This is a genomic window from Pseudomonas sp. A1230 (genome assembly GCF_044218825.1).
GTDB lineage: Bacteria > Pseudomonadota > Gammaproteobacteria > Pseudomonadales > Pseudomonadaceae > Aquipseudomonas > Aquipseudomonas iridis.
The window spans coordinates 2,384,259-2,405,837 of record NZ_CP162582.1 but is presented as its reverse complement, the minus strand read 5'-3'; the positions used below and the strand labels follow the sequence as shown (position 1 = coordinate 2,405,837).

At 61.7% G+C, this 21,579-nt stretch carries 9 protein-coding genes; 8 read left to right on the top strand and 1 reads right to left on the bottom strand.

The features are described from left to right. Positions 1 to 121 precede the first annotated feature (121 nt). Positions 122 to 12,616, top strand: coding sequence for a filamentous haemagglutinin family protein (locus tag AB4P97_RS11280; protein WP_395602657.1), 12,495 nt, complete (start codon positions 122 to 124; stop codon positions 12,614 to 12,616). Positions 12,617 to 12,705: 89 nt separating this feature from the next. Here AB4P97_RS11280 and AB4P97_RS11275 read toward each other — a convergent pair whose 3' ends face one another. Next, entirely contained in the window at positions 12,706 to 13,653 is a 948-nt protein-coding gene (locus tag AB4P97_RS11275; RefSeq protein WP_395602656.1) for a transporter, read from the bottom strand. A gap of 210 nt (positions 13,654 to 13,863) precedes the next feature. Between AB4P97_RS11275 and AB4P97_RS11270 the strand changes: the two genes are divergently transcribed. From AB4P97_RS11270 to AB4P97_RS11240, 7 genes are all read left to right on the top strand, one after another. Next, a complete protein-coding gene (locus AB4P97_RS11270; RefSeq protein WP_395602655.1) occupies positions 13,864 to 14,904 on the top strand; it encodes an AraC family transcriptional regulator in 1,041 nt (346 codons plus the stop codon). A gap of 156 nt (positions 14,905 to 15,060) precedes the next feature. Beyond that, positions 15,061 to 15,948 (top strand): Dyp-type peroxidase, encoded by an 888-nt coding sequence (locus AB4P97_RS11265; RefSeq protein ID WP_395602654.1) that lies wholly within the window; start codon positions 15,061 to 15,063, stop codon positions 15,946 to 15,948. Positions 15,949 to 15,967: 19 nt separating this feature from the next. Further along, on the top strand, positions 15,968 to 16,933 hold the full coding sequence (locus tag AB4P97_RS11260; protein WP_395602653.1) for a Gfo/Idh/MocA family protein: 966 nt from the start codon (positions 15,968 to 15,970) through the stop codon (positions 16,931 to 16,933). Between the two features lie 117 nt (positions 16,934 to 17,050). Next, positions 17,051 to 17,803 carry a GntR family transcriptional regulator gene (locus tag AB4P97_RS11255; RefSeq protein ID WP_042559452.1) on the top strand — a complete coding sequence of 251 codons (753 nt, stop codon included), beginning with the start codon at positions 17,051 to 17,053 and terminating at the stop codon, positions 17,801 to 17,803. After that, a complete protein-coding gene (locus AB4P97_RS11250) occupies positions 17,800 to 19,530 on the top strand; it encodes a fumarate reductase/succinate dehydrogenase flavoprotein subunit (RefSeq protein WP_042559451.1) in 1,731 nt (576 codons plus the stop codon). The genes AB4P97_RS11255 and AB4P97_RS11250 overlap by 4 nt, the downstream gene beginning before the upstream one ends. Positions 19,531 to 19,556: 26 nt before the next feature. Continuing rightward, complete coding sequence (locus AB4P97_RS11245) at positions 19,557 to 19,802, top strand: ferredoxin family protein (RefSeq protein WP_042559450.1); 246 nt, start codon at positions 19,557 to 19,559, stop codon at positions 19,800 to 19,802. 213 nt (positions 19,803 to 20,015) lie between these two features. Beyond that, the gene (locus AB4P97_RS11240) at positions 20,016 to 21,440 is read left to right on the top strand and encodes an ABC transporter substrate-binding protein (protein WP_181818483.1); all 1,425 of its coding nucleotides are present in this window, start codon (positions 20,016 to 20,018) and stop codon (positions 21,438 to 21,440) included. Positions 21,441 to 21,579: the final 139 nt, after the last annotated feature.

Genomic DNA, 21,579 nt, shown 5'->3' with positions numbered 1-21,579 from the left:
GCAGTTACTCCCCCAACATGAAGTTTGTGTGACATCCGTTCGGTCGCGCCTCTCGCCAACCGCCTATGTCCTAACAGCAGGTTGTTGCCGACCCGCGGCTACCAAAAAGGATCTCGTAGTGATGCTCGCTCGCCCATCCCGTCGACGTACCCATGTCCAGACTCTCAAGCGTGATGCCGACCCGGCACTGTGGCTGCTCAAGCCGCTGGCGCAGGCCGTGGCGTTGTGTCTGGTGGCGGGCAGTGCGCACGCGCAAACTGCGTTCAGCTCAGGCTGGTTCGCCGCCAAGGGCGCTGCGCAGCAAGCCGGCGCTGCTAGGCCGAGCACTGGCGGCCTGCCGGGCATGACGCCGCCATTGGCGCAGCAACAGAAAGCCAATCAGCAGTTGCAGCGCTCGATTCAGACGTTGAACAACACCGTGGCAGCCATTGCTGCGCAACAGGCCGCTCAGGCAGCCGGGCGTGCGACGGCGTTGGGCTCGGTGCAGTTTGTGCCGGACGGTCTGGGCGAGGGCGGTTTGAAGGTCGATAACAGCCTTGCGCAGGGTTGGCAGAACGCCAAAGGCCCGCAGCAGACCCAGGCCGACGGCAAGACCAACGTGCGCATCGAGCAGACCGCCGACAAGGCGATCCTCAATTGGGAAACCTTCAACGTCGGCCGCAACACCACGGTCGAATTCGCCCAGCAATCCAACTGGGCAGTGCTCAACCGGGTCAATGATCCGAGTGCACGGGCCAGCCAGATTCAGGGCCAGATCAAGGGCGACGGCACGGTGATGCTGATCAACCGCAACGGCATCGTCTTCAGCGGCACCAGCCAGGTCAATGTGCGCAACCTGGTGGCGGCCGCGGCGAACATCACCGATATCCAGTTTCGTGACCGTGGCCTGTACTTCGACAGCAGCGGCAGCCAGCCGACCTTCACCGATGCGGCCGGCAAGGTGCTGGTCGAGCGCGGCGCGTCGATTGCAACCCACAAACCGGCGACGTCCACCGACGCCGGTGGCTATGCCTTGCTGCTCGGCAACGAGGTGCAGAACGACGGCAGCATCAACACCGCCAAGGGCCAGACCGTACTGGGCGCCGGTGACAGGTTCTATATCCGCAAAGGTTCGGGCACCGAAGGCAACAGCTTCTCCACGACCTTTGGCAACGAAGTCACTCCGGGCTTCAAGGCCGGCAGCAGTGCCGGCAAGGTCGGCAACAGTGGTTTGATTCAGGCGGCCACGGGCGACATCACCCTGACGGGCCATGAGGTGCAGCAAAACGGTGTGCTGCTGACCAGCACGTCGGTGGCGACGCGCGGCACCATTCACTTGCTCAACCCGGCGACCGACACCGCCGGCAGCGTAACGTTGGGCCAGGGCAGCGCCACGGCGATCATGCTCGACAGCAGTGATTTGACGGCGCTCGACAGTCAGCACAAAGCCGCGCTGACCGGCGTCAACGCCAACAATAAAGTGCGCGGCGACCAGTCGCGTGTCGAGATCCAGAGTGGCGGCAGTGTCGAATTCCAGAATGGCTCGATCACCCTCGCCACCGGCGGCCAGGTGGCTGTGACGGCGGGGCGACGCAGCCTGGTGCGCGACGGCGCGATGATCGATGTATCGGGTGCCATCGGCGTAAAAGTCGCGATGGAATCCAACAACATCAAGATCAACGTGCAAGGTAACGAACAGCGTGATGCGTCGGTCAATCGCGAGAAAGGCGCGCTCAACAGCAATGATGTGTGGGTTGATGTGCGTGAGCTGGTGTATGTGCCGGCGGGCACTAACGGCTACGCGACGGATCGCTGGTACACCGCCGGTGGCTTGCTTGAAGTCGGAGGTTATCTCGGCACGCAGGGCCACCGCGTCGGTGAATGGATGGCCCAGGGCGGCATGGTCAGTTTCGCCGGCAACGATGTGGTCACCGAGAACGGTTCGCTGATCAACCTGTCCGGCGGCACGCTGGATGTGCAGAGCGGCGAGATTCGTCAAAGCTGGCTGCGTGGCGCCGATGGCCGCCTGCATGAAGTTTCGCAAGCGCCCGGCGACATGCTCTACGACGGTTTTTACAAGGGGTATGAAGACAGCAGCGAGCGCTGGGGACAGACCGATTATTACTACACCCCGCTGATCGCCCCGAGCACGCGTGTCGAGTCGGGCTACACCGTGGGCCGCGATGCCGGGCAACTGGTGATTGCGACCGGCAACGCAGTGCTCAACGGGCAGATGCTTGGCGAGGCTTATCAGGGTGAACGCCAGACCCAGACCCCACGCGCTGCGCTGGACGGCTATGAACAGAGCCAGACGGCCGTGGCCAAGCGCGGGCAACTGATCGTCGGCAGTTATGATCCGGCCTATGTCGCCTCGGCGGGCAGCTTGCTTTACGGCCTCAACCCGACGTTCGACCAGGTACAGATTGGCGGCGAGAAGCCTGTCGATGGCAATGATCAAAACCTGCTCGCGGCAGTGTCCGAAGTGCGCAAGGGCAAGCTGTTTCTCGACGCCGGGCAGCTCAACGGGTTCACGTTGGGAGCGCTCAAAGTCGCGGCCAGGGATGTGATCGACGTTAACGATGCAATCAAGGTCGATGCCGGTGGCGACATCACCCTGTACGGGCCGGATGTGCAGGTCAATGCTGACCTGACGGCCCGTGGCGGCCGTGTTCATTTGGGCAACGTGCTCAATCAGTTGCAGCTCAATCAGGTCACCGACACGCGAATTCCTGCGTTAACAGGACACGCCACCCGCATCACGGTGGCTGAAGGCGTGCGACTGGATACCCGTGGTCTGTGGAGCAATCTGGGCACCAACCCGGATGACGGCAACGCGCTTGCTCATTTGAGCGGAGGCCTGATCTCGATCCGCAGCAGTGGCGATGTCGACGTCCAGGTCGGCAGTCTGCTGGATGTTTCTTCTGGTGCGGCGCTGTTGGCGAACGGCAAGATCCGCGGGGGCAAGGGCGGCAGCGTGACGCTGGAGTCCAGCGCCATGACCGCGGCAGGCAACTCGCAGCTCATCCTCGACGGCGATGTGCGCGGTTACGGTGTCACGGGCGGCGGCACGCTGTCGGTACAGGCCAACAAGGTCCTGATCGGCCAAACCGATGAGGTACTGGCCGAGCACACTGTGCAACTGGCACCGAGCCTGTTCAGCAGGGGTTTTTCGGCGTACAGCATGATTGGCCTTAACGGGCTGGAGGTGGCCGACAACAGCGTGCTCGATGTCACGATGCCGGTTTATCGTCTCGCTGCATCGGCGTCGGGGCAGGCCAGCGGCGTCGATCCGCAGGCGGCGCTGGAGGTGTGGACGCCGACGCTGTTTCAGGAAAACCCGACCAAGGCTGTGTTGACTCAACGTGGCGGCGCCAGCCTGTCGTTGCAGGCCGGGTCGACTGAGGCCGGTCTGCTCGATCCGCTCAACACCGCGCTGACACTGGGCACGGGATCTCGCATCAGTGTCGATCCGGGGCAGCGCATCGGCCTGCGCGGGCCGGGGCAAATCACGCTCAATGGTGAACTGAATGCCTGGGGCGGCACTATCGATGTTCGTCAGCAACAGTTCGGTTTGACTGACCCCGCTGTGAATCCTCTGGAAGCTGCCAATCAGGCGCACAACCGTTCCATCTGGATCGGCGAGCGTGCCGTGCTCGATGTTGCCGGTCGCGCGACGACGGCGGTGGATGCACTAGGCCGTGTCTACGGCCAGGTCGGCAAGGGCGGCAGCATCGTCATCGGCGGTGAACTCGACGCGAAGAAAGCCACTGCCACCTCCGCCGATGCTTATGTGATTGTGCGCAACGGCGCGCGTCTCGATGCGTCCGGTGCTCACGCCGTACTGGACATCGCCGGGCAGGGGCCGACCACGGTTGCCACGGATGGCGGGAAGATTTCCCTGAGCGCCTACAACGGCCTGTTTATTGACGGTGATCTGCGGGCGGCGGCAGGCGGTGCCGGGGCTGCCGGTGGTCGATTGGACATCGCCCTGGAAACGCCGATTTACAATCCCAACCTGGCCAGCAATGACGTGCGCCTGCCAAGAGAACTGATCATTGGCCAGGAGCAAGGCGAGTCTCTGTTGCCGGCGGATCTTGAGCCGGGTAAGGCGGATCAGCAGTTGGTCTACGGCCGCGCACGGCTGAGTGCCGATGCGTTGACGGCCGGCGGTTTCGACCATCTCGGCCTGTTGAGCAATGGCCTGATTTCTTTTGACGGCGATGTCGACCTGCATCTGAATCAGAGTTTGAGCCTGTACGCCGGTGCCGTGTCGCTGGCCAACGATTCGAAAGACACTGCACGAATCAATCTGTCTGCGCCTTACCTGCGTCTGCTCGGCACGGGCCGCTATTACGACTCCAATGGCGTGATTCGCCCAAGGGTCATGAACGCGCCAACGCCGGACCTGTCAGCGGCGCAGTTCAGCGCCACGTCGAGTCTGCTGGACATTGGCAACAGTCTGTCGTTCGGCACCCTCGGGTCGATTGTGCAACGCAACGCACCGGCGCTGCAGGTCGGTCGCCGTGGCTTCGCTCAGGTCTCTCTGGCCAGTTCGGGGGACATGCGTTTTCTGGCGTCCAGCACCGGCACACTCACCGAACTCTGGGCGCCGGGCGACCTGAACCTCAGTTCGGCGCAGATCTACCCGGTGACCGGGGCGAGAGCCAGGGTTCGCGCCGGTTTCCAGCAGGAAACGGCACCCTCCGACGGTACGTTGCGCATTCTCGGTAACGGCGCGGTGCCCTCGGCGTTGCCGTACTCAGTGTTCGGCGAATTGACGCTGGCCGCCAGCCACATCGAGCAGGGCGGGGTGCTGCGGGCACCGCTCGGTTTGATCCAGTTGGGCGAGAACAGCAAGTCGGTGCTGACCCGAGAGGTTCAGCTATTGCCGGGCAGTCTCACGTCGGTCAGCGCCGCCGGGCTGGTCATGCCTTACGGCGGCACGACGGATGGCATCGACTATCGCTATAACGGCAGCGCTGTAGCGCTCAAAGGCATTGTTGGCGCTTCGACGGGCGTGACCTTGCTGTCGCAGCACATCGACGTGGCGCAAGGTGCAGTGATCGATCTCTCGGGCGGTGGCGACTTGCGTGGCGCCGGCTTCGTCTCCGGCCGTGGCGGTTCTACCGATGCGCGCTACAACCCGTTGGTGCGCAATGCCAGTGACGGCTCTTTCAGCCTGCCGGGTCTGGCCAGCAATCCGGTTTACGCCATCGTGCCGGGCAATCAGAGTGTGTATGCGCCGGTGCTTGCCGAGGCGGGCGCGGTCGATCCGCGCATCGGCCAGCAAATCACTGTCGGTGCCGGTGTGCCGGGTCTGGCGGCTGGCACCTACACGTTGCTGCCATCGACCTTCGCCTTGTTGCCCGGTGCATTTCGGGTCGAGGTCAACGGTCAGGCCACGGCGGCGGGGACGAGCCCTGCCTTGCAGATGCGCAACGGTTCATGGACCAGCAGCGGGCAGATGTCGATCGCCAATACCGGTGTGCGCGACAGCCTTTCCAGCGCGCTGATTCTGACCTCGGCCGACGTCTTGCGGCGTTACTCGCAATACAACGAAACCGGCTACAGCCAGTTCATCAAAAGCGATGCCGCGCGCCTGGGGGTATCGCGCGCGCTGGCACCGATGGATGGGAAGTTGCTGGAGCTGCGTTTCAATAGCGGCGGGGAGCGTGACATTGCCCTGGATTTCAACGGGCAGGTGCTGTTCAAACCGATCGAGGGCGGTGTGGCGGGTACAGCCGTTGTGCGCGCAGTTGACGGCGACATCGAGGTGCTGGGGGCGGGTCGTTCGCGCACGCAGGATTTCAGCGGCATTGCGCTTTACGCCGACAGCCTCAATCGAATGAATGGCGGACGGCTGGCCATTGGCGCCATGCCGACGGTGAATTACGGCTCCGGGGGCAATATTGTCACCTTCGCCGACAACATCAGTTCAAACAACATCATCCTGCGTGAAGGCGCCGTGCTTTCTGCGCCGGAGGTGGTACTGCGCACCCGCAGACCCGACGGCGGCATCACCCTTGAGGCGGGTGCGGGTATCAATACGCTGGGACGCGGCGACGCCCCGTTCGACTCGGCCGACGGATTTGTTTACGACCCCGGCAAGGCCAGTCTGCTGTTAGTGTCCAACGGCCAAACCAGCGTGCTGGCGCCGGCGAAGTCAGTCGGTCTTGATGGCGCGGGCAGCATCCGTATCGGCACCTGTTCGCTGGAACCGTGCACTAACCCGGCGACCCTCTACTCCAACGGCAGCATTACCGCAGCCACCGACAATCAGTTTGAACTGAGCGATGCGGTGCGTTTCGGCACAAAGCACCTGACCCTGGCGGTTGGCGCGATCAATGTGGGCAATGCCCAGGTGTTGACCGACGCAGAGGGCCGCGTGCCGGTCGGCCTCACGCTGAGCCAGAGCGTGCTCGACCGCCTGTTGCAGGGCGATACACAATTCGGCGCGCCGGCGCTGGAATCCTTGAACCTGACGGCCCGTGACTCGTTCAACTTCTTCGGCAATGTTTCGCTCGATACGCTGGACCCGCAAACCGGGCGCAGCAAACTGCAGAACCTGATTCTGACCACTCCGGCGATCTACGGTCAGGGTGACGCTCAGGATGTGGCGACTATCCGCACCGCCAACCTGATCTGGAACGGCGCCACACAGGCACCCGGCGCAGTGGTCAGCGACGGCGCCGGGACCGGTCGCGGCACGCTGGACATTCAGGCGCAGCGCATCGAATTGGGTTACGGCCCCAATCCGCAACCCAACGGCCTGGATCAAAACGATCGTCTGGCCTTGGGGTTCGCCAACGTCAATCTGACGGCCAGCGAGCGCATTACGGCCAATCACAAAGGCAGCCTCGCGGTGTACCAGGAGCAGGGCGCTTATGACCCGGTCAAGGGTTACGCCTACAGTGGCGGCAACCTGAATTTGCGCACGCCGTTGCTGACGGGTGAAGCGGCCTCGGTCAACACGATGAAGGCCGGTAACCGTCTGATCCTGTCTGGCGCTGGCGGTTCTGCAACGGCTGATGCACTGGGTGGGGAACTGAATCTTGAGGCGCGCGATGTCGTGCTTGATGGTCGTATCGCGCTGGCCAGCGGCAAACTGGTGGTCAAGTCTGACGATGATTTGACCCTGACCGGCAATGCGCAGCTGGATCTCGCGGGGCGCACCTTGCCGTTCAATGACGTGAAAAAGTACAGCTGGGGCGGTGACGTTTCGCTCTACAGCCACAACGGCAATATCCGTCAGGCGGCCGGCTCGCGAATCGACCTGTCGGCGCAGAACAATCAGGCCGGCAACCTCAGTGCTGTGGCGCTGGCGGCGGATGCGGGCGTGGTCGATCTGCAAGGCGAGATCCTCGGCGCCAGCAGCGGTTATTACGATGCCGGTGGCACGCGGGTGCCGTACAAGGCCGGCGGCGTGGATATTCGTGCGCAACGGTTGGGTGGGAACTTGAATGAACAGTTCGCCGCACTTAACCAACGTTTGAACGCCGGGCAAGTGTTTGGCAGCCGTAGCTTGCAGCTCAAACAGGGCGATCTGCTGATCGGTGACGGGCTCAAGGCCGGCGAAGTCAACGTGTCGGTGGACAATGGCAGCCTCACCGTTGGCGGGCTGGTCGATGCCAGCGGCGAGCGGGTCGGCAGTATTCGCCTGTCTGGCAAAAACGGTCTGACGATCAGTGGCAATGCCGTGCTCGATGCCCATGGTCGGGTGTTGCGGGTCGACAGTTACGGCAAGATCATCGACGCGCCGAACCGTGCCATGGTCGAGCTCAATTCCGGTGAAGGCGCGCTCGTGCTGACCTCCGGTGCACGGATCGATTTGCGTCACGGCACCGCTGCCGTTAACGGCCCATTGCCTGGGCAAAACGACGGGATGCTGCGCGGAACCCTGGAGTTGAACGCACCACGGCTGGGCGTCGACGATATCGCCATCGATGCCAGCGGTCCGCTGACCGTCCAAGGCGCACGCTCCATCGGTCTCAACGGCATGCGCCGCTACACTGACGCCCGAGATGGCGTCGATCCTGCCGCCAGTGGCCGACCCTATCAGGTGCTCGATCAGGCGATGTTCGATCGCATCGATGGTGATAGCAGCGCATTCATCGACGCGGCGCTGGTCAACAACGACCTGTTGCAACGCAAACTCGCAGGTCTCAATAACGCGACTTACGCCGATTCGTTCCATCTGCGCCCTGGCGTTGAGATCGCCAGTAAAACCGCAGACGGCGACTTGGTGGTGGAGGGCGATATCGACCTGTCCCGCTACCGTTATGCCAGCCTCAACCCGCATACGCAGAAGACCACGGTCTATGGTTCAGGCGAGTCTGGCAATCTGGTGATTCGTGCCGGTGGCAACCTGGATATCTACGGCAGCATCAACGACGGTTTCGCACCGCCTGCGGAAACTGTCGACGATGCCGGCTGGAAACTGTTGCCGGGTGTGCAGCCGTTTGGCGGCGATCTGATCGTGCCGGGTGCCGGCGTGAACCTGGCCGAGGGCACGCTGTTCCCGGCGGGCACCACGCTTAATTATGACTTGCCGATTCAAGCAACCACGTTGGCCAGCGGCACGTTGTTGCCAACCGAAGGCGTGCTGGTCAACGACTACGCGGTGAGCGCTGGCACCGTGTTGTCCGGCGCCATTCATGACGCCTCGGGCAACCTGATGTACGCCGCCGGCACGTTGCTCAAGGACAGCGTGACGTTGCCGGCAGGCAGTCGCCTGGGGGCTGGCATCCGGTTGAACAGTGCTACCGTTGTGCAAGCGATGCTCTGGCCCAAAGACGTACCGCTGCCACGTGCGATAAGCGCGGACAATAAAGTGGTGGGGGTGAAGTTGAGCGGTACGCTGGCGTTGCTGCGCGGCGCGCTGATCCCGTCCATGACCGACGTTGTACTGGCCGATGGCACGCAATTCATTGAACTGCGCGGTTACACCAGCACCACGCAACAGGGCAGCAACTGGGCGGTCGCGAGCATGCTGGCGCCGGGCAGTTCTTCATGGTCGATGCGCGTGGCGGCCGGTGCTGACCTTGACGCGGCCGACAGCCGTGCGCTGAAGCCGCTGACCGCAGACGGTAATCTGCGCCTGGCCGATACCCATTACGGCTTGAAAGTGGTCGAGAAGCAGCTCGACACCACATGGGCCGACGGCAATCCGCTGGGCTACCCGGCGGGTGAGGTGGTGAAAGAGGAAGATCTGTTTTATTGCGATGCGATTCCTGGCGCCTGTGTCGCTCCGTCGAAATTCCTGTGGGCGGAGGGCAACATCATGGGCATGGAGCCAGGCACGCCGATCATCGATGATGACCTGTTCTGGTGTGACATCGACCCCGGTTCCTGTGTGGCCAACAAGGGCGGCATCTCCGTCACCACGCACTCGCAAATGTTCAGTGTGTTGCGTACCGGTACCGGCGATCTGGACGTGTTGGCGGCCGGTAATCTGAGCATGAATTCGCCTTTCGGCGTGTACACCGCCGGCACTCAGTCCAGCGATATTGATCCGCGATACAACCAGCCGCGTGGACGTCTGACGGACGATGGCTCGGTGCTGGGCAGCAAGGGAATGGACTACGAAAAATGGGTCAATGGCGGTACCGACAACCTGTATCAGGCCTGGTATCCGACGTTGGGGGGCAACCTGACAATCAATGCCGGCGGCTCGGTGTCGGGTGATGCAGTCGGGCGACGGGGGATAAACCCTGATGCGGACTATCGAGAACAGGTGTCCAGTGTGTCGGTGGGCAACTGGCTCTGGCGCCAGGGCACGGGCAACACCGATGTGCCGACGGCGTGGTGGATCAACTTCGGCAGTTATGCCACCCAGCCTTTGCCTGATGCGGGTGCAGATACCGCCCCTTACCTGGTGGGCTTTACCGGTTTCGGCGCGCTGGGCGGTGGCAACGTCAGCCTGCGCGCCGGTGGCGATGCCGGCATGCTCAATCCGTTGGGCGACAGCAAGAGTAATCCGCGCAGCCAGGGCCTGATCGTGGCGGTGGGCAGCACCGGCCGGGTAGGCAGCGACGGCAGCTTGCAACTCACCGGTGGCGGCGACATGGACATCCGCGTCGCAGGTGCGCTCAATCCGTCATTGCTGGCACGCGCCGGGGAAAGCGGCGTTGCAGCGCCGCGTCACGACTTGCAAGGCGCATTGATCAACCTGCGCGGTGCTGCGCAATTTTCGGGCGGGGCGTTAGGGGCAATCAATTTGCAGTATGGCGCGGCGGCCGAATTCCAGGACCCTCGCGAAACCCGTGCCTTCGATCCGTTTACGTCGACGCTGGGCAGTGCCTCCGGAGGTCTGGTGTTGATTCCCGGCGACTCGGGCATGCGCTTGAGCACCCGCGGCGATCTGGTGTTGGGCGGCGCGGCCGATCCAGGCCGGGTAGGGTTGCAGAACTCCACGGCGTTTACCGGTGCGGATGGCGTTTTTCACGCCGGAGGCGGCTTGACAGGCTTCTCCTTGTGGAGCGATCACACCGCCATTGATCTGTTCTCGGCGGGCGGCAACTTGACGCCAAGCACCCAGTTGAACGAGACCTACTCGCAGGGTCCCGTGCCGGGCCTCAATTCCTCGCCAACGGACGGGCGATTCGTCTATCCATCTGTGTTGCGCGCAGTCGCCGCTCAGGGTTCGATCTATGCCGGTCTGTCGGCGGCATACAAAGACCGCGGCGATGCGGCAGCACCGGCTTATTCGCTGTTGCTGGCGCCTTCAAACGGCGGACAACTGGAAATGCTCGCCGGCGATTCGATCTATGCCGGCGGTTACGCGATCAACCAGTCCGGCGCCAGTCTGTCGAGCATCGCCACACCGTTCGCGCCCGCGTTCACCGGCTATGCGCAATACAGCGCGAGCAGACCGGTGATGAGCAATTACAGCAACGATGGCGTGGCCCCGTCTCTGAACTCGCGTTATCCATTGTTCGCTTTTGGTGCTGACACGTATTCCGGGTCAAACAACGTTCAGGCACCGGCACGCTTTTATGCGCTGACCGGTGATCTGGTCGGCGTTCGCAGCGGCGAAACCTTGTATTTCACCAACTCAATGCGCACCTGGTATGAAGGCGCAGCGCCGGTCTGGATGCTGGCGGGGCGCGATATCGTCGCCTCCGGTGCCAACCTCGGACAGCCGACCACGGCACCGTCGGAAATGGGCTGGAATAACGAACAGATCAGTTCTTCAGGCAATCTGCTGATCCACAATGCCCCTCGGGATGTGTCCCGGGTTTCGGCTGGCCGCGACATCCTTTACAGCAGCTTCGACATCGCCGGCCCGGGCCTTCTCGACATCAATGCCGGGCGTAACATTCTGCTGGAGGATCGCGCCAGTATCACCAGTCTCGGGCCACTGGTGGCCGGGGACAATCGACCCGGCGCCAGTGTCGTGTTGCAGGCAGGAGCGGGCGCGCAGGGGCCGGATTATTCGCGGTTCATTGCCCATTACCTGAGCGCGCAGAACCTCGCCAATCCGGATGCGTCGTTGAGTGCGCAACCGGGCAAAGTGGTCAAAACCTACCTCGACGAATTGCAGAGCTGGCTGACCCTCGGTTATGGCTTCAGCGGCAGCGCAGATCAGGCGCAAGCCTTCTTCGCCGCGTTGCCGAGCACGGAGCAGGCGATCTTCGCACGGCAGGTTTACTTCGCCGAACTGCGTGCCGGCGGCCTGGAATATAACGACGTCGATGGCCCGCGCACTGGCAGCTATTTGCGCGGTCGCAATGCCATTGCAGCGCTGTTCCCGACCACCGATGTGGCCGGTAACCCAATCCGTTATGACGGCGACATCACGATGTACGGAGGCGCGGGGGTCAAGACCCTGTTCGGCGGCGACATCCAGATGCTCACGCCGGGCGGCGGTCAGGTGTTCGGCATCGAAGGCGCGGCGCCGCCGTCCACAGCGGGGATCATCACCCAGGGCTCGGGCAACATTCAGCTCTATTCGCAGGGCAGCATTTTGCTCGGCCAGAGCCGGATCATGACCACGTTCGGCGGCTCGATCCTCGGCTGGTCGGCAGAGGGCGATATCAACGCCGGTCGCGGCTCGAAAACCACCGTGGTTTACACACCGCCCAAACGGGTTTACGACACCTGGGGCAACGTCACCTTGTCGCCATCGGTGCCGAGCACCGGCGCCGGTATTGCCACGCTCAACCCGATTGCCGAAGTGGCGCCGGGCGACATCGATCTGATCGCGCCGCTGGGCACCATTGATGCGGGCGAGGCGGGGATCCGCGTGTCGGGCAACGTCAACATCGCCGCATTGACGGTGGTCAACGCGGCGAACATTTCGGTGCAGGGCAAAGCGACCGGCGTGCCGGTGATTTCGGCGGTCAACACCGGGGCGATCACCTCAGCCAGCTCCGCCGCCTCATCCGCGACGCAAGCGGCTGAAGATGTCGCGCGCCAGCAACAGGCGGCAGCGCGGCAGAACCAGGCGTCGGTGTTTACCGTGCAAGTGTTGAGCTTCGGCAGCGAACAACTCACCCCATCCCGCGATGGCGCCAGCCGTGCAGCGGCGCCGGGCTACAACCCGAACAGTCCGGTGCAAGTGCTGGGCGCCGGGGCGCTGGATGAACAGGCGAAACAGCAGTTGACCGAGGAGGAGCGTGGGCAACTGACGCTGTAAAAGACTCTCGTGTAGTACGTTTGGGCGGCCGTTTGGCCGCCCTTTTTTTTCAGCCAGTTAACGTAAAGCCTGCGGGACGGTGGTGGTTGTCAGAACGCGTAGGGAATACTGATTTTGGCCCAGAGCATCTCGCCCTCGGGGCGGTTCTCGACATCAAATTCCTTGGCCCAGCGGATCTCCGCGCTGGCGTATTTGAGGAAGGTGAAGTGCAGCGCCGGGCCGATCGCAAACACCTCGCCGCGCACCCCGTCGTCCACGTCTTGCCCGGCGAATTGCACGGTGCGGCCAAACTGTTTGTCGTCGGTGGTCTGTTTGAGGTAGTAGCCGTTGAGGCCGAACACCAGGTCATTGGTGAGCTTGTAGCTGGCCGAGTAGTCGAAGTGGAAAATCTGCCCGGATTTGTAGTCGGTGTCCTTGTTCTTCTCGTTGAAGCTGTAGGTGGTCTTCATCGAGACTTCGCTGCGCTCGGTCGGCAACCACGTGAAGGAGAACAGCGGCTTGTAGGTGTAGAAATTGTTGCTGGTGTTGGCCAGCCGATCGACGCTGTATTCGCCGGTGGGTACGGTGATTTCCAGTGCGGCGCCGAGGGTCAGGTCCTTGCCCATGTCCCACAGGATGATCGGCGCGATGGTGGTGTCGCCCATGCCTTCGCGGGTGTCGCTCAAGCCGAACACTGACACTTCCTGCTTCAGCCACGGTTGCGCGATGTACCCGGCCAGGCGTCCGCCAAAGATCCGCACCGGACTCAAGTAATCGATGCGCGGAATCACCGCCGTCGACTCGATTTCGACATTCGGCACCTTGCCGCCCAGCGAGCTGATATTGAGCTTCCTGGCCTTGTAATGGTTGTAGTAGACGTTGAACGCGACCATGTTTTCCGGAAGGCTGTCGACCTCCATCGGCAGCATGAAGAAGCCGTCGGTGCCGGTACCGATGTTATCGACGCCGGCCTCGGTGGCCAGGGCCGGAAGGGTCGCGGTGCAGCCCAGCAAAATCAGGGCCAGACGCAGGGGCAATGCCGCGTGGTTGGGGTGCATATCCGTCCTCATTATTATTGTTTTGGAGCGCAACGCGGGCACGCAGGTCGCCCGGCACGATAGAAATAAGCGCTCTGGGCCCGACGGGGCAGGGTATTGGCGGACAGTTAGGGGGACTTCTGCGGACACTCGACAAACCCTGTGCTAACTTCCTTCGACATAACCGGTAACAAAAATAACAATCAAGCGTGATCCGGAATGTCAGCCCACATGAACGTAAAAGTCCAAGACCCGACCTTTGAACTGGCGCTGGTGTCGCCATTTCTCCTGCAAACCCTCGCCGAAGTCGCGCAGAACAAAGGCGTCGATCCCGAAAGCCTGTGCCGTGGCCTGGGTTTTACCCTTGAAGATCTGCAGGACCCGGCGCAGCGGATTTCCTATCGTCAGGCCGTGGCGATGATCCAGCGCGCGCTCAAAGCCCTGCCAAACCAAGGGTTGGGCCTGTGGGTCGGCGCGCAGAACGTACTTGGCACGCTGGGGCTGCTCGGGCACGTGCTTTCACTGAGTAAAACCTTGCGCGATGCGTTTGCCGTGGGGATTCGCCATCAACACACCTCGGGCGGGATCGTGGTTTCCAGCGTCGATGTGGTCGGTGATCAGGTGCATCTCGATGCCGAATGTCGTCTGCCGTTCGCTGATGTGCAGGTGTTCGCGGTCGAGGAGTTTTTCGCCAGTTTGCTGGTGTACGGCCGCGCGTTGGCGGGTGCCGACTTCAAGCCGATCGCTGTGGAATTCGTGCATGCGGCGCCGGATTACCTGAATGAATATCAGCGTCTGCTTGGGCCGCAAGTGCGCTTTGGTTGCTTGCACAATCGCATGTTGATTGATGTGCAATGGCTGGACGTCAACCTGCCCAATCATCATTCACTGGCGTTGCGTCAGGCAGTCGCGTTGCTGGAACTGGAAGCGGCGCAGGTGCACCAGAAAATCGACCTGATTCAAGCCGTGGAGCGTGCGATCGCCCGCGACCTGAGCCGGGGCAGTCATATCGAAAAGATAGCCGGCGACCTGAACATGAGCAGCCGCACTTTACGGCGGCGGCTGACCGAGCATGCGCTGACCTTTGAAGCGTTGCTGGAACAAGTCCGGCAGGCGCGGACGATGAGTCTGCTGGCAAATCCGGACATGCCGATCGAGCGGATCACCGAAGAGGTCGGCTACAGCGATGTGCGCAGCTTTCGCCGGGCGTTCAAGCGCTGGACGGGGCTGAGCCCGAGTGCGTGGCGCGTCGAGACCAGCATGACGCTTTAGAAGATCAAAAGATCGTCCTATCGCGGCCCGAGCCTTCGGCAGCTCCTACAGGGGTTCGTGTAGGAGCTGCCGAAGGCTGCGATCTTTTGATCTTGCTTCAACCACACAAACTGTCTGGCTACAGGTAAACTCCGCGCACTTTTTCAAGGAGTTCACATGAGTCACTACCAGCCGGGCATTCTCGCCACCCCCGTTCCATTGCAAGCACGTCATTTGTTTTTCGCCTTGGCGTCGGTTGAAGCCTTGCCGCAGGCGATCGACAACCTGCTGAGCCTGGTGGACGGCAAGTCTGCGGTGGTCGGTTTCGGTGAATCCCTGGCCAAGGCCCTCAACGTGGAAATCGCCGGTCTGCGCAGTTTCCCGGCCATGAGTGGCGTGGGCGTGAACAACCCGTCCACCCAGCATGCGCTGTGGGTCTGGTTGCACGGCGTCGACCGTGGCGACCTGCTCAATCGCTGCAGCGCCATTGAAGCTGCACTGGCTCCGGCCTTGCGTCTGGTAGAGATGCAGGAAGCCTTCCGCCACAAGGACGGTCACGACCTGACCGGCTACGAAGACGGCACTGAAAACCCTCATGACGAAGCCGCTATTGCTGCCGCGTTGCAGAGCGAAGGCGCTGAAGGCCTGGTCGGTGGCAGCTTCGCCGCGATTCAGCAGTGGCAGCACGACCTCAAGGGTTTCCACAAACTGTCCGCCGGCGACAAAGACAACATCATGGGCCGTCGCCTGAGCGATAACGAAGAGATCGACGACGCGCCGGTCTCCGCTCACGTCAAACGCACCGCGCAGGAAAGCTTTGCGCCTGAAGCGTTCGTCGTGCGTCGCTCGATGCCGTGGATTGAAGGTGACCGCGCGGGGCTGATGTTCCTCGCGTTCGGTTTCTCGCTGGATGCCTTCGAAGCCCAGTTGCGGCGCATGAGCGGTCTGGAAGACGGCATTGCCGATGGCCTGTACCGCATCAGCCGGCCGATCACCGGCGGCTATTACTGGTGCCCGCCGCTCAAGGACGGTCATCTTGATCTGCGCGCCTTGCGCATCGGCTGATTCTGCATAAGGACTAAAGATGAACGTGGTGCGCTGGGGCATGATCGGTTGCGGCAGTGTCGCGGAACGCAAGAGCGGGCCAGCCTTTTACAAGGCGCCAGGGTCCGCACTGGTGGCGGTGATGGGCCGACGCCTTGAAGCCGTCAGTGATTACACCGCGCGCCACGGTATCGCTCGGGTTTACACCGACGTCGATGCACTCATCAACGATCCCGAGGTGGACGCGGTGTACATCGCCACGCCGCCCGACAGCCACCGCGATTACAGTCTGAGAGTCGCCGCCGCCGGCAAACATTGCTGCGTGGAAAAACCCATGTCACTCAACGCCGGCCAAAGCCGCGAGATGCAGCAGGCGTTTGCTGACGCCGGTTTGCACCTGTTCGTTTCGTATTATCGTCGCTCGTTGCCGCGCTTTGCGCAGGTGCGGCAATGGCTGGAACAGGGACGGATCGGCGAAGTGCGGCATTTGAGCTGGACGCTGACCAAGGCACCGTCGCCGGCAGATGTGGATGGCCGCGACAACTGGCGCACCGACCCGGCGGTAGCGGGCGGCGGTTACTTCGCGGATTTGGCCAGCCACGGTTTCGACCTGTTCCAGTATTTGCTCGGCGACATCGTCGAGGTCGCCGGTTTCACCGCGCGGCAGGCCGGGTTGTACGCGGCGGAAGATGCGGTCAGCGCCAGTTGGCGCTTTGCCTCTGGGGCGCTGGGCATGGGCTGCTGGAGTTTTGTTGCCGATCGGCGCGAGGATCGGGTCGAGATCATCGGCAGCCTCGGCCGGATCAGCTTTTCAGTGTTTGATGAGCATCCGGTCGAGCTGCATGCCGATGAGCAGATCAGCCTGGACATTGCCCATCACGAACACATTCAGTGGCATCACGTGCTGGGCATGAATGCGCATATTCGTGGTGAATCGGAGCATCCGGCGATGGCCGAACAAGCGCTGAAGACCGATTGGGTCATGGACCAGATCCTCAAGCGCTAAGGGCAAAAGATCGCAGCCTTGAACCCGAATCTAAGGTTATGCCCATTCGGTATTTCTCAACCTTGTCATAACGTCTCTAAGATCACGTCATAACTCGTTATAACAAGTGATCCCGTGATGACCGATAACGTTCTCTCTCTATCAAGTGTCCCGCTGCACACCCAACTGCGCGACGTCTTGCGCGCCCGCATCCTCGATGGCGAATACCCGCAAGACAGCCAGATGCCCTCCGAAAGCGAACTCGGTGCGCTGTTCAAAGTCAGCCGCATCACCGTGCGCCAGGCGCTGGGTGATCTGCAAAAGGAAGGGCTGATCTTCAAGATCCACGGCAAAGGCACTTTCGTCGCCAAGCCGAAAACCTTCCAGAACGTCAGCAGCCTGCAAGGCCTCGCCGAGTCCATGACCGGTCGTGGCTACGAGGTGATCAACCGCCTGCGCAGCTTCAAATTCATCCCGGCGGACAAGCGTGTCGCCGAGCGTTTGCAGGTCGCCGAGGGCGAAACCGTGGCGCAGATCAAACGCGTACGACTGATTAATCGAGAGCCGATCTCGCTGGAAATCACCTACCTGCCCAAAGCGATCGGCGAACGGCTGGAGAAGGCTGATCTGGTCACCCGCGACATCTTCCTGATTCTCGAAAACGACTGCGGCATCGCCCTCGGTCATGCGGATCTGGCCATCGACGCCGTGCTGGCTGACAGCGATTTAACCCAGGCACTCAACGTCGAGGCCGGCTCGCCGATCATGCGCATCGAGCGCCTGACCCACGACGCGCAGGGCCAGCCGCTGGACTTCGAACACCTTTACTACCGTGGCGATGCGTTCCAGTACCGCCTGCGGATCGACCGGCAAAAAGGGGAGCAGGCATGACACGCAACACGCTTGAGCAGGAATACGACATCGTCGTGATCGGCGGTGGCACGGCCGGGCCGATGGCGGCGATCAAGGCCAAAGAGAAAAACCGCGACTTGCGCGTGTTGCTGGTCGACAAGGCCAACGTCAAACGCAGCGGCGCAATCAGCATGGGCATGGATGGCCTGAACAACGCGATCATTCCCGGCCACTCCACCCCTGAGCAATACACCAAGGAAATCACCATCGCCAATGACGGCATCGTCAATCAGGCAGCGGTGTACGCCTACGCGAAGCACAGCTTCGCAACCATCGAACAGCTTGACCGCTGGGGCGTGAAGTTCGAGAAGGACGAAACCGGTGATTACGCGGTGAAAAAAGTCCACCACATGGGCGCCTATGTGTTGCCGATGCCGGAAGGGCACGACATCAAAAAGGTTCTGTATCGCCAGTTGAAGCGCGCGCGAGTAAGCATCACCAATCGGCTGGTCTGCACGCGGTTGCTGACCGACGAGGAGGGCGCGGTGAACGGCGTGATGGGCTTCGATTGCCGCACCGCCGACTTCCATGTGATCAAGGCCAAGGCTGTAATCCTTGCCTGTGGTGCCGCCGGACGCCTCGGTCTGCCGTCCTCTGGCTACCTGATGGGCACCTACGAAAACCCGACCAATGCGGGCGACGGTTACGCGATGGCGTATCACGCCGGGGCTGAACTGGCGAATCTGGAATGCTTCCAGATCAACCCGCTGATCAAGGATTACAACGGCCCGGCTTGCGCCTACGTGACTGGCCCGTTGGGCGGCTACACCGCGAACAACAAGGGCGAACGCTTCATCGAATGTGACTACTGGAGCGGACAGATGATGTGGGAGTTCCACCAGGAACTGGAGAGCGGCAACGGCCCGGTGTTTCTCAAACTCGATCACCTGGCCGAAGAAACCATCCAGAACATCGAAGAGATTTTGCACAGCAACGAACGCCCGAGTCGCGGCCAGTTCCACGCCAACCGTGGCACCGACTACCGCACGCAAATGGTCGAGATGCACATCTCCGAGATCGGTTTCTGCAGCGGCCATTCGGCGTCTGGCGTGTGGGTCAACGAGCGTGCCGAAACCTCGGTGAAAGGCTTGTACTGCGCCGGTGACATGGCCGCCGTGCCGCACAACTACATGCTTGGCGCGTTTACCTACGGCTGGTTCGCCGGACACAACGCGGCGGATTTTGTCGCCGGGCGCCAGTTTTCGGCGTTGGATACCGCGCAGATCGAGAAAGAAAAAGCACGGGTCTACGCCCCGCTGGATCGCGAGCACGGTCTGCCGCCGGCCCAGGTCGAATACAAGCTGAGGCGCTTCGTCAACGACTACCTGCAACCGCCGAAAGTGACCAAAAAAATGCAGATCGGCTTGCAGCGCTTCAGCGACATCGAGCGTGATCTCGATCAGATGAAGGCCAACAACGCCCATGAGCTGATGCGCGCGATGGAAACCAGCGTGATCCGTGACTGCGCCGAAATGGCTGCCCGCGCCTCGTTGTTCCGCGCCGAAAGTCGCTGGGGTCTGTACCACTACCGGGTCGATCACCCGCAACGTAACGACAGCGAGTGGTTCTGCCATTGCCACCTGAAGAAGGGCGATGACGGTCAGATGACCAGTTTCAAGAAAGCCGTAGAGCCCTACATCATCCCGCTCGATGCCGAGGAAATACAGGCTTACGACCGCTTGCGGGTTGGCGCCTTCGCCGCGTGATGCATCACTAAAAGAGAGCCCGAACCATGGCCTATCAAGCTCAGGAAATCTTCTTCCGCTCCAACGCGCCCGTCACAGTGGACGAGGACAAATGTATCGCCGACAAGGGCTGCACCGTGTGTGTCGATGTCTGTCCGATGGACTTGCTGGCGATCAACCCCGCCACGCAGAAGGCTTACATGGCGTTCGATGAATGCTGGTATTGCATGCCGTGTGAAAAGGATTGCCCGACGGGAGCCGTGAAGGTCGATATCCCTTATTTACTGCGTTGACTGACAGGGCCTCATCGCTGGCAAGCCAGCTCCCACAGGTTTCTCTGGTGTTGCGAAATCTGTGTCCCATTGCAAATCCCTGTGGGAGCTGGCTTGCCAGCGATGAGGTCGGCCCAGTCAACCAAAGCCATCCGGAAAACCCGGACGCTGGATTCAAAAACACCCCTCGTTTCCCACCGCGCCCTGATCGTGGCGGAGACGAACATCCTATAAATGATTCGAGGGGAAACACTTATGTTACGTGCAGTAATCGCCGGTCTGGTACTGGCTTCGTTCACCCTGTCCGCCTCGGCCGAGACCATCCGCATCGCCATCGGCACCCAGGACACCACCATCAACTGCGCCGCCGGTGGGTTGTTGATCCGTGAACTCGGTTTGCTCGAAAAATACCTGCCCCACGACGGCGTATACAAAAACGCCAGCTACGACGTTCAGTGGAAAAACTTCACCAGCGGCGCGCCGCTGACCAACGAGATGGTCGCCGGCAAACTCGACTTCGGCGCCATGGCCGATTTCCCCGGCGCGTTCAACGGTGTGGCGTTTGAAACGGCCGGCAAACACAGCCTGTTCATCAGCGTGCTGTCGGGCAGCATCAAGGGCAGCGGCAACGGTATCGTCGTGCCGAGCGCGTCCGGCGTGCAGTCGCTGAGCGAACTCAAGGGCAAGACCATTTCGGTACCGTTCGCTTCGACGGCCCACGGCATGTTGTTGCGTGCGGTGGCGGAGCAGGGCTGGGATCCGCTCAAGGACGTCAACATCATCGCCCAGCCGCCGGAAGTCGCCGGCTCCGCGTTGCAGGCCGGCAAGATCGACGCCCACGCCGATTTCGTGCCGTTTGCCGAGTTGTTCCCGAGTCGTGGTTTCGCTCGCAAGATCTACGACGGCGCCCAGGCCAATGCGCCGACCTTCCACGGTGCGCTGGTGGATCAGGCCTACGCGAAAAAACACCCGGAGATCGTCGTCGCCTACCTGCGCGCGAGCATCGAGGCCAATCAACTGCTGGCCGCCGAACCGGAGAAGTACAGCGAACTGATCGCCAAAGTCACCGGCGTTGATGCCGAGGTCAATTACCTGTTCCACGGCCCGCTCGGCGTGCAGACCCGCGACCTGAGCTGGAAGCCTGAGTACCGTCAGGCGGTGGGTACGGCCATTGATACCTTGAAGCTCCTGAAGAAGGCCGATCGTGGTCTCGATTTGGACACCTTCATCGACGATCAATACATCCGTGCGGCGTTCAAGGCTTCCCATCTTGATTACGCCGCGCAGTTGGCCAACTACGCGCAGACGCCGCTCAAGCATGTGGATGCGGTCAGCGGCAAGGCCATCACTGACTTCAGCCATGTCGCCGAAATCTGGGTGCGTGGCGAAGACAAGGTGCGCCAGTACGCCTCCGCCGAATCGGCCTTCACCGCTTTGGCCGGTTTGAAGCAGGACGGCAAAACCATTCGTGCGGTGTATGCGCAGGCGAGCGACAGCGGGATCAAGTTGCTGGCCGATCAGGCGTGGTTTGCCAGTGATGCCAAGGGCCGTTTGAGCGCATTTCTGCTCAAGGGGCAGGCGCAGCAATTTGCAGCGGCGCAGGGCGGCAAGGTTTTCGATTTCACCGACGCCACGACCCAGGTTGTAGCCACCCGTTAACAGCAGATCAAGAGCCCCTCGCCCTAGCCCTCTCCCGAAGGGAGAGGGGACTGATCGAGGTGTTTGGGCAAGGTACGCCGACCTGAAATACCGAGCCGAACTCAGGTTTTGAAAAGCATGAAGCTCGTCTCTATGCCGA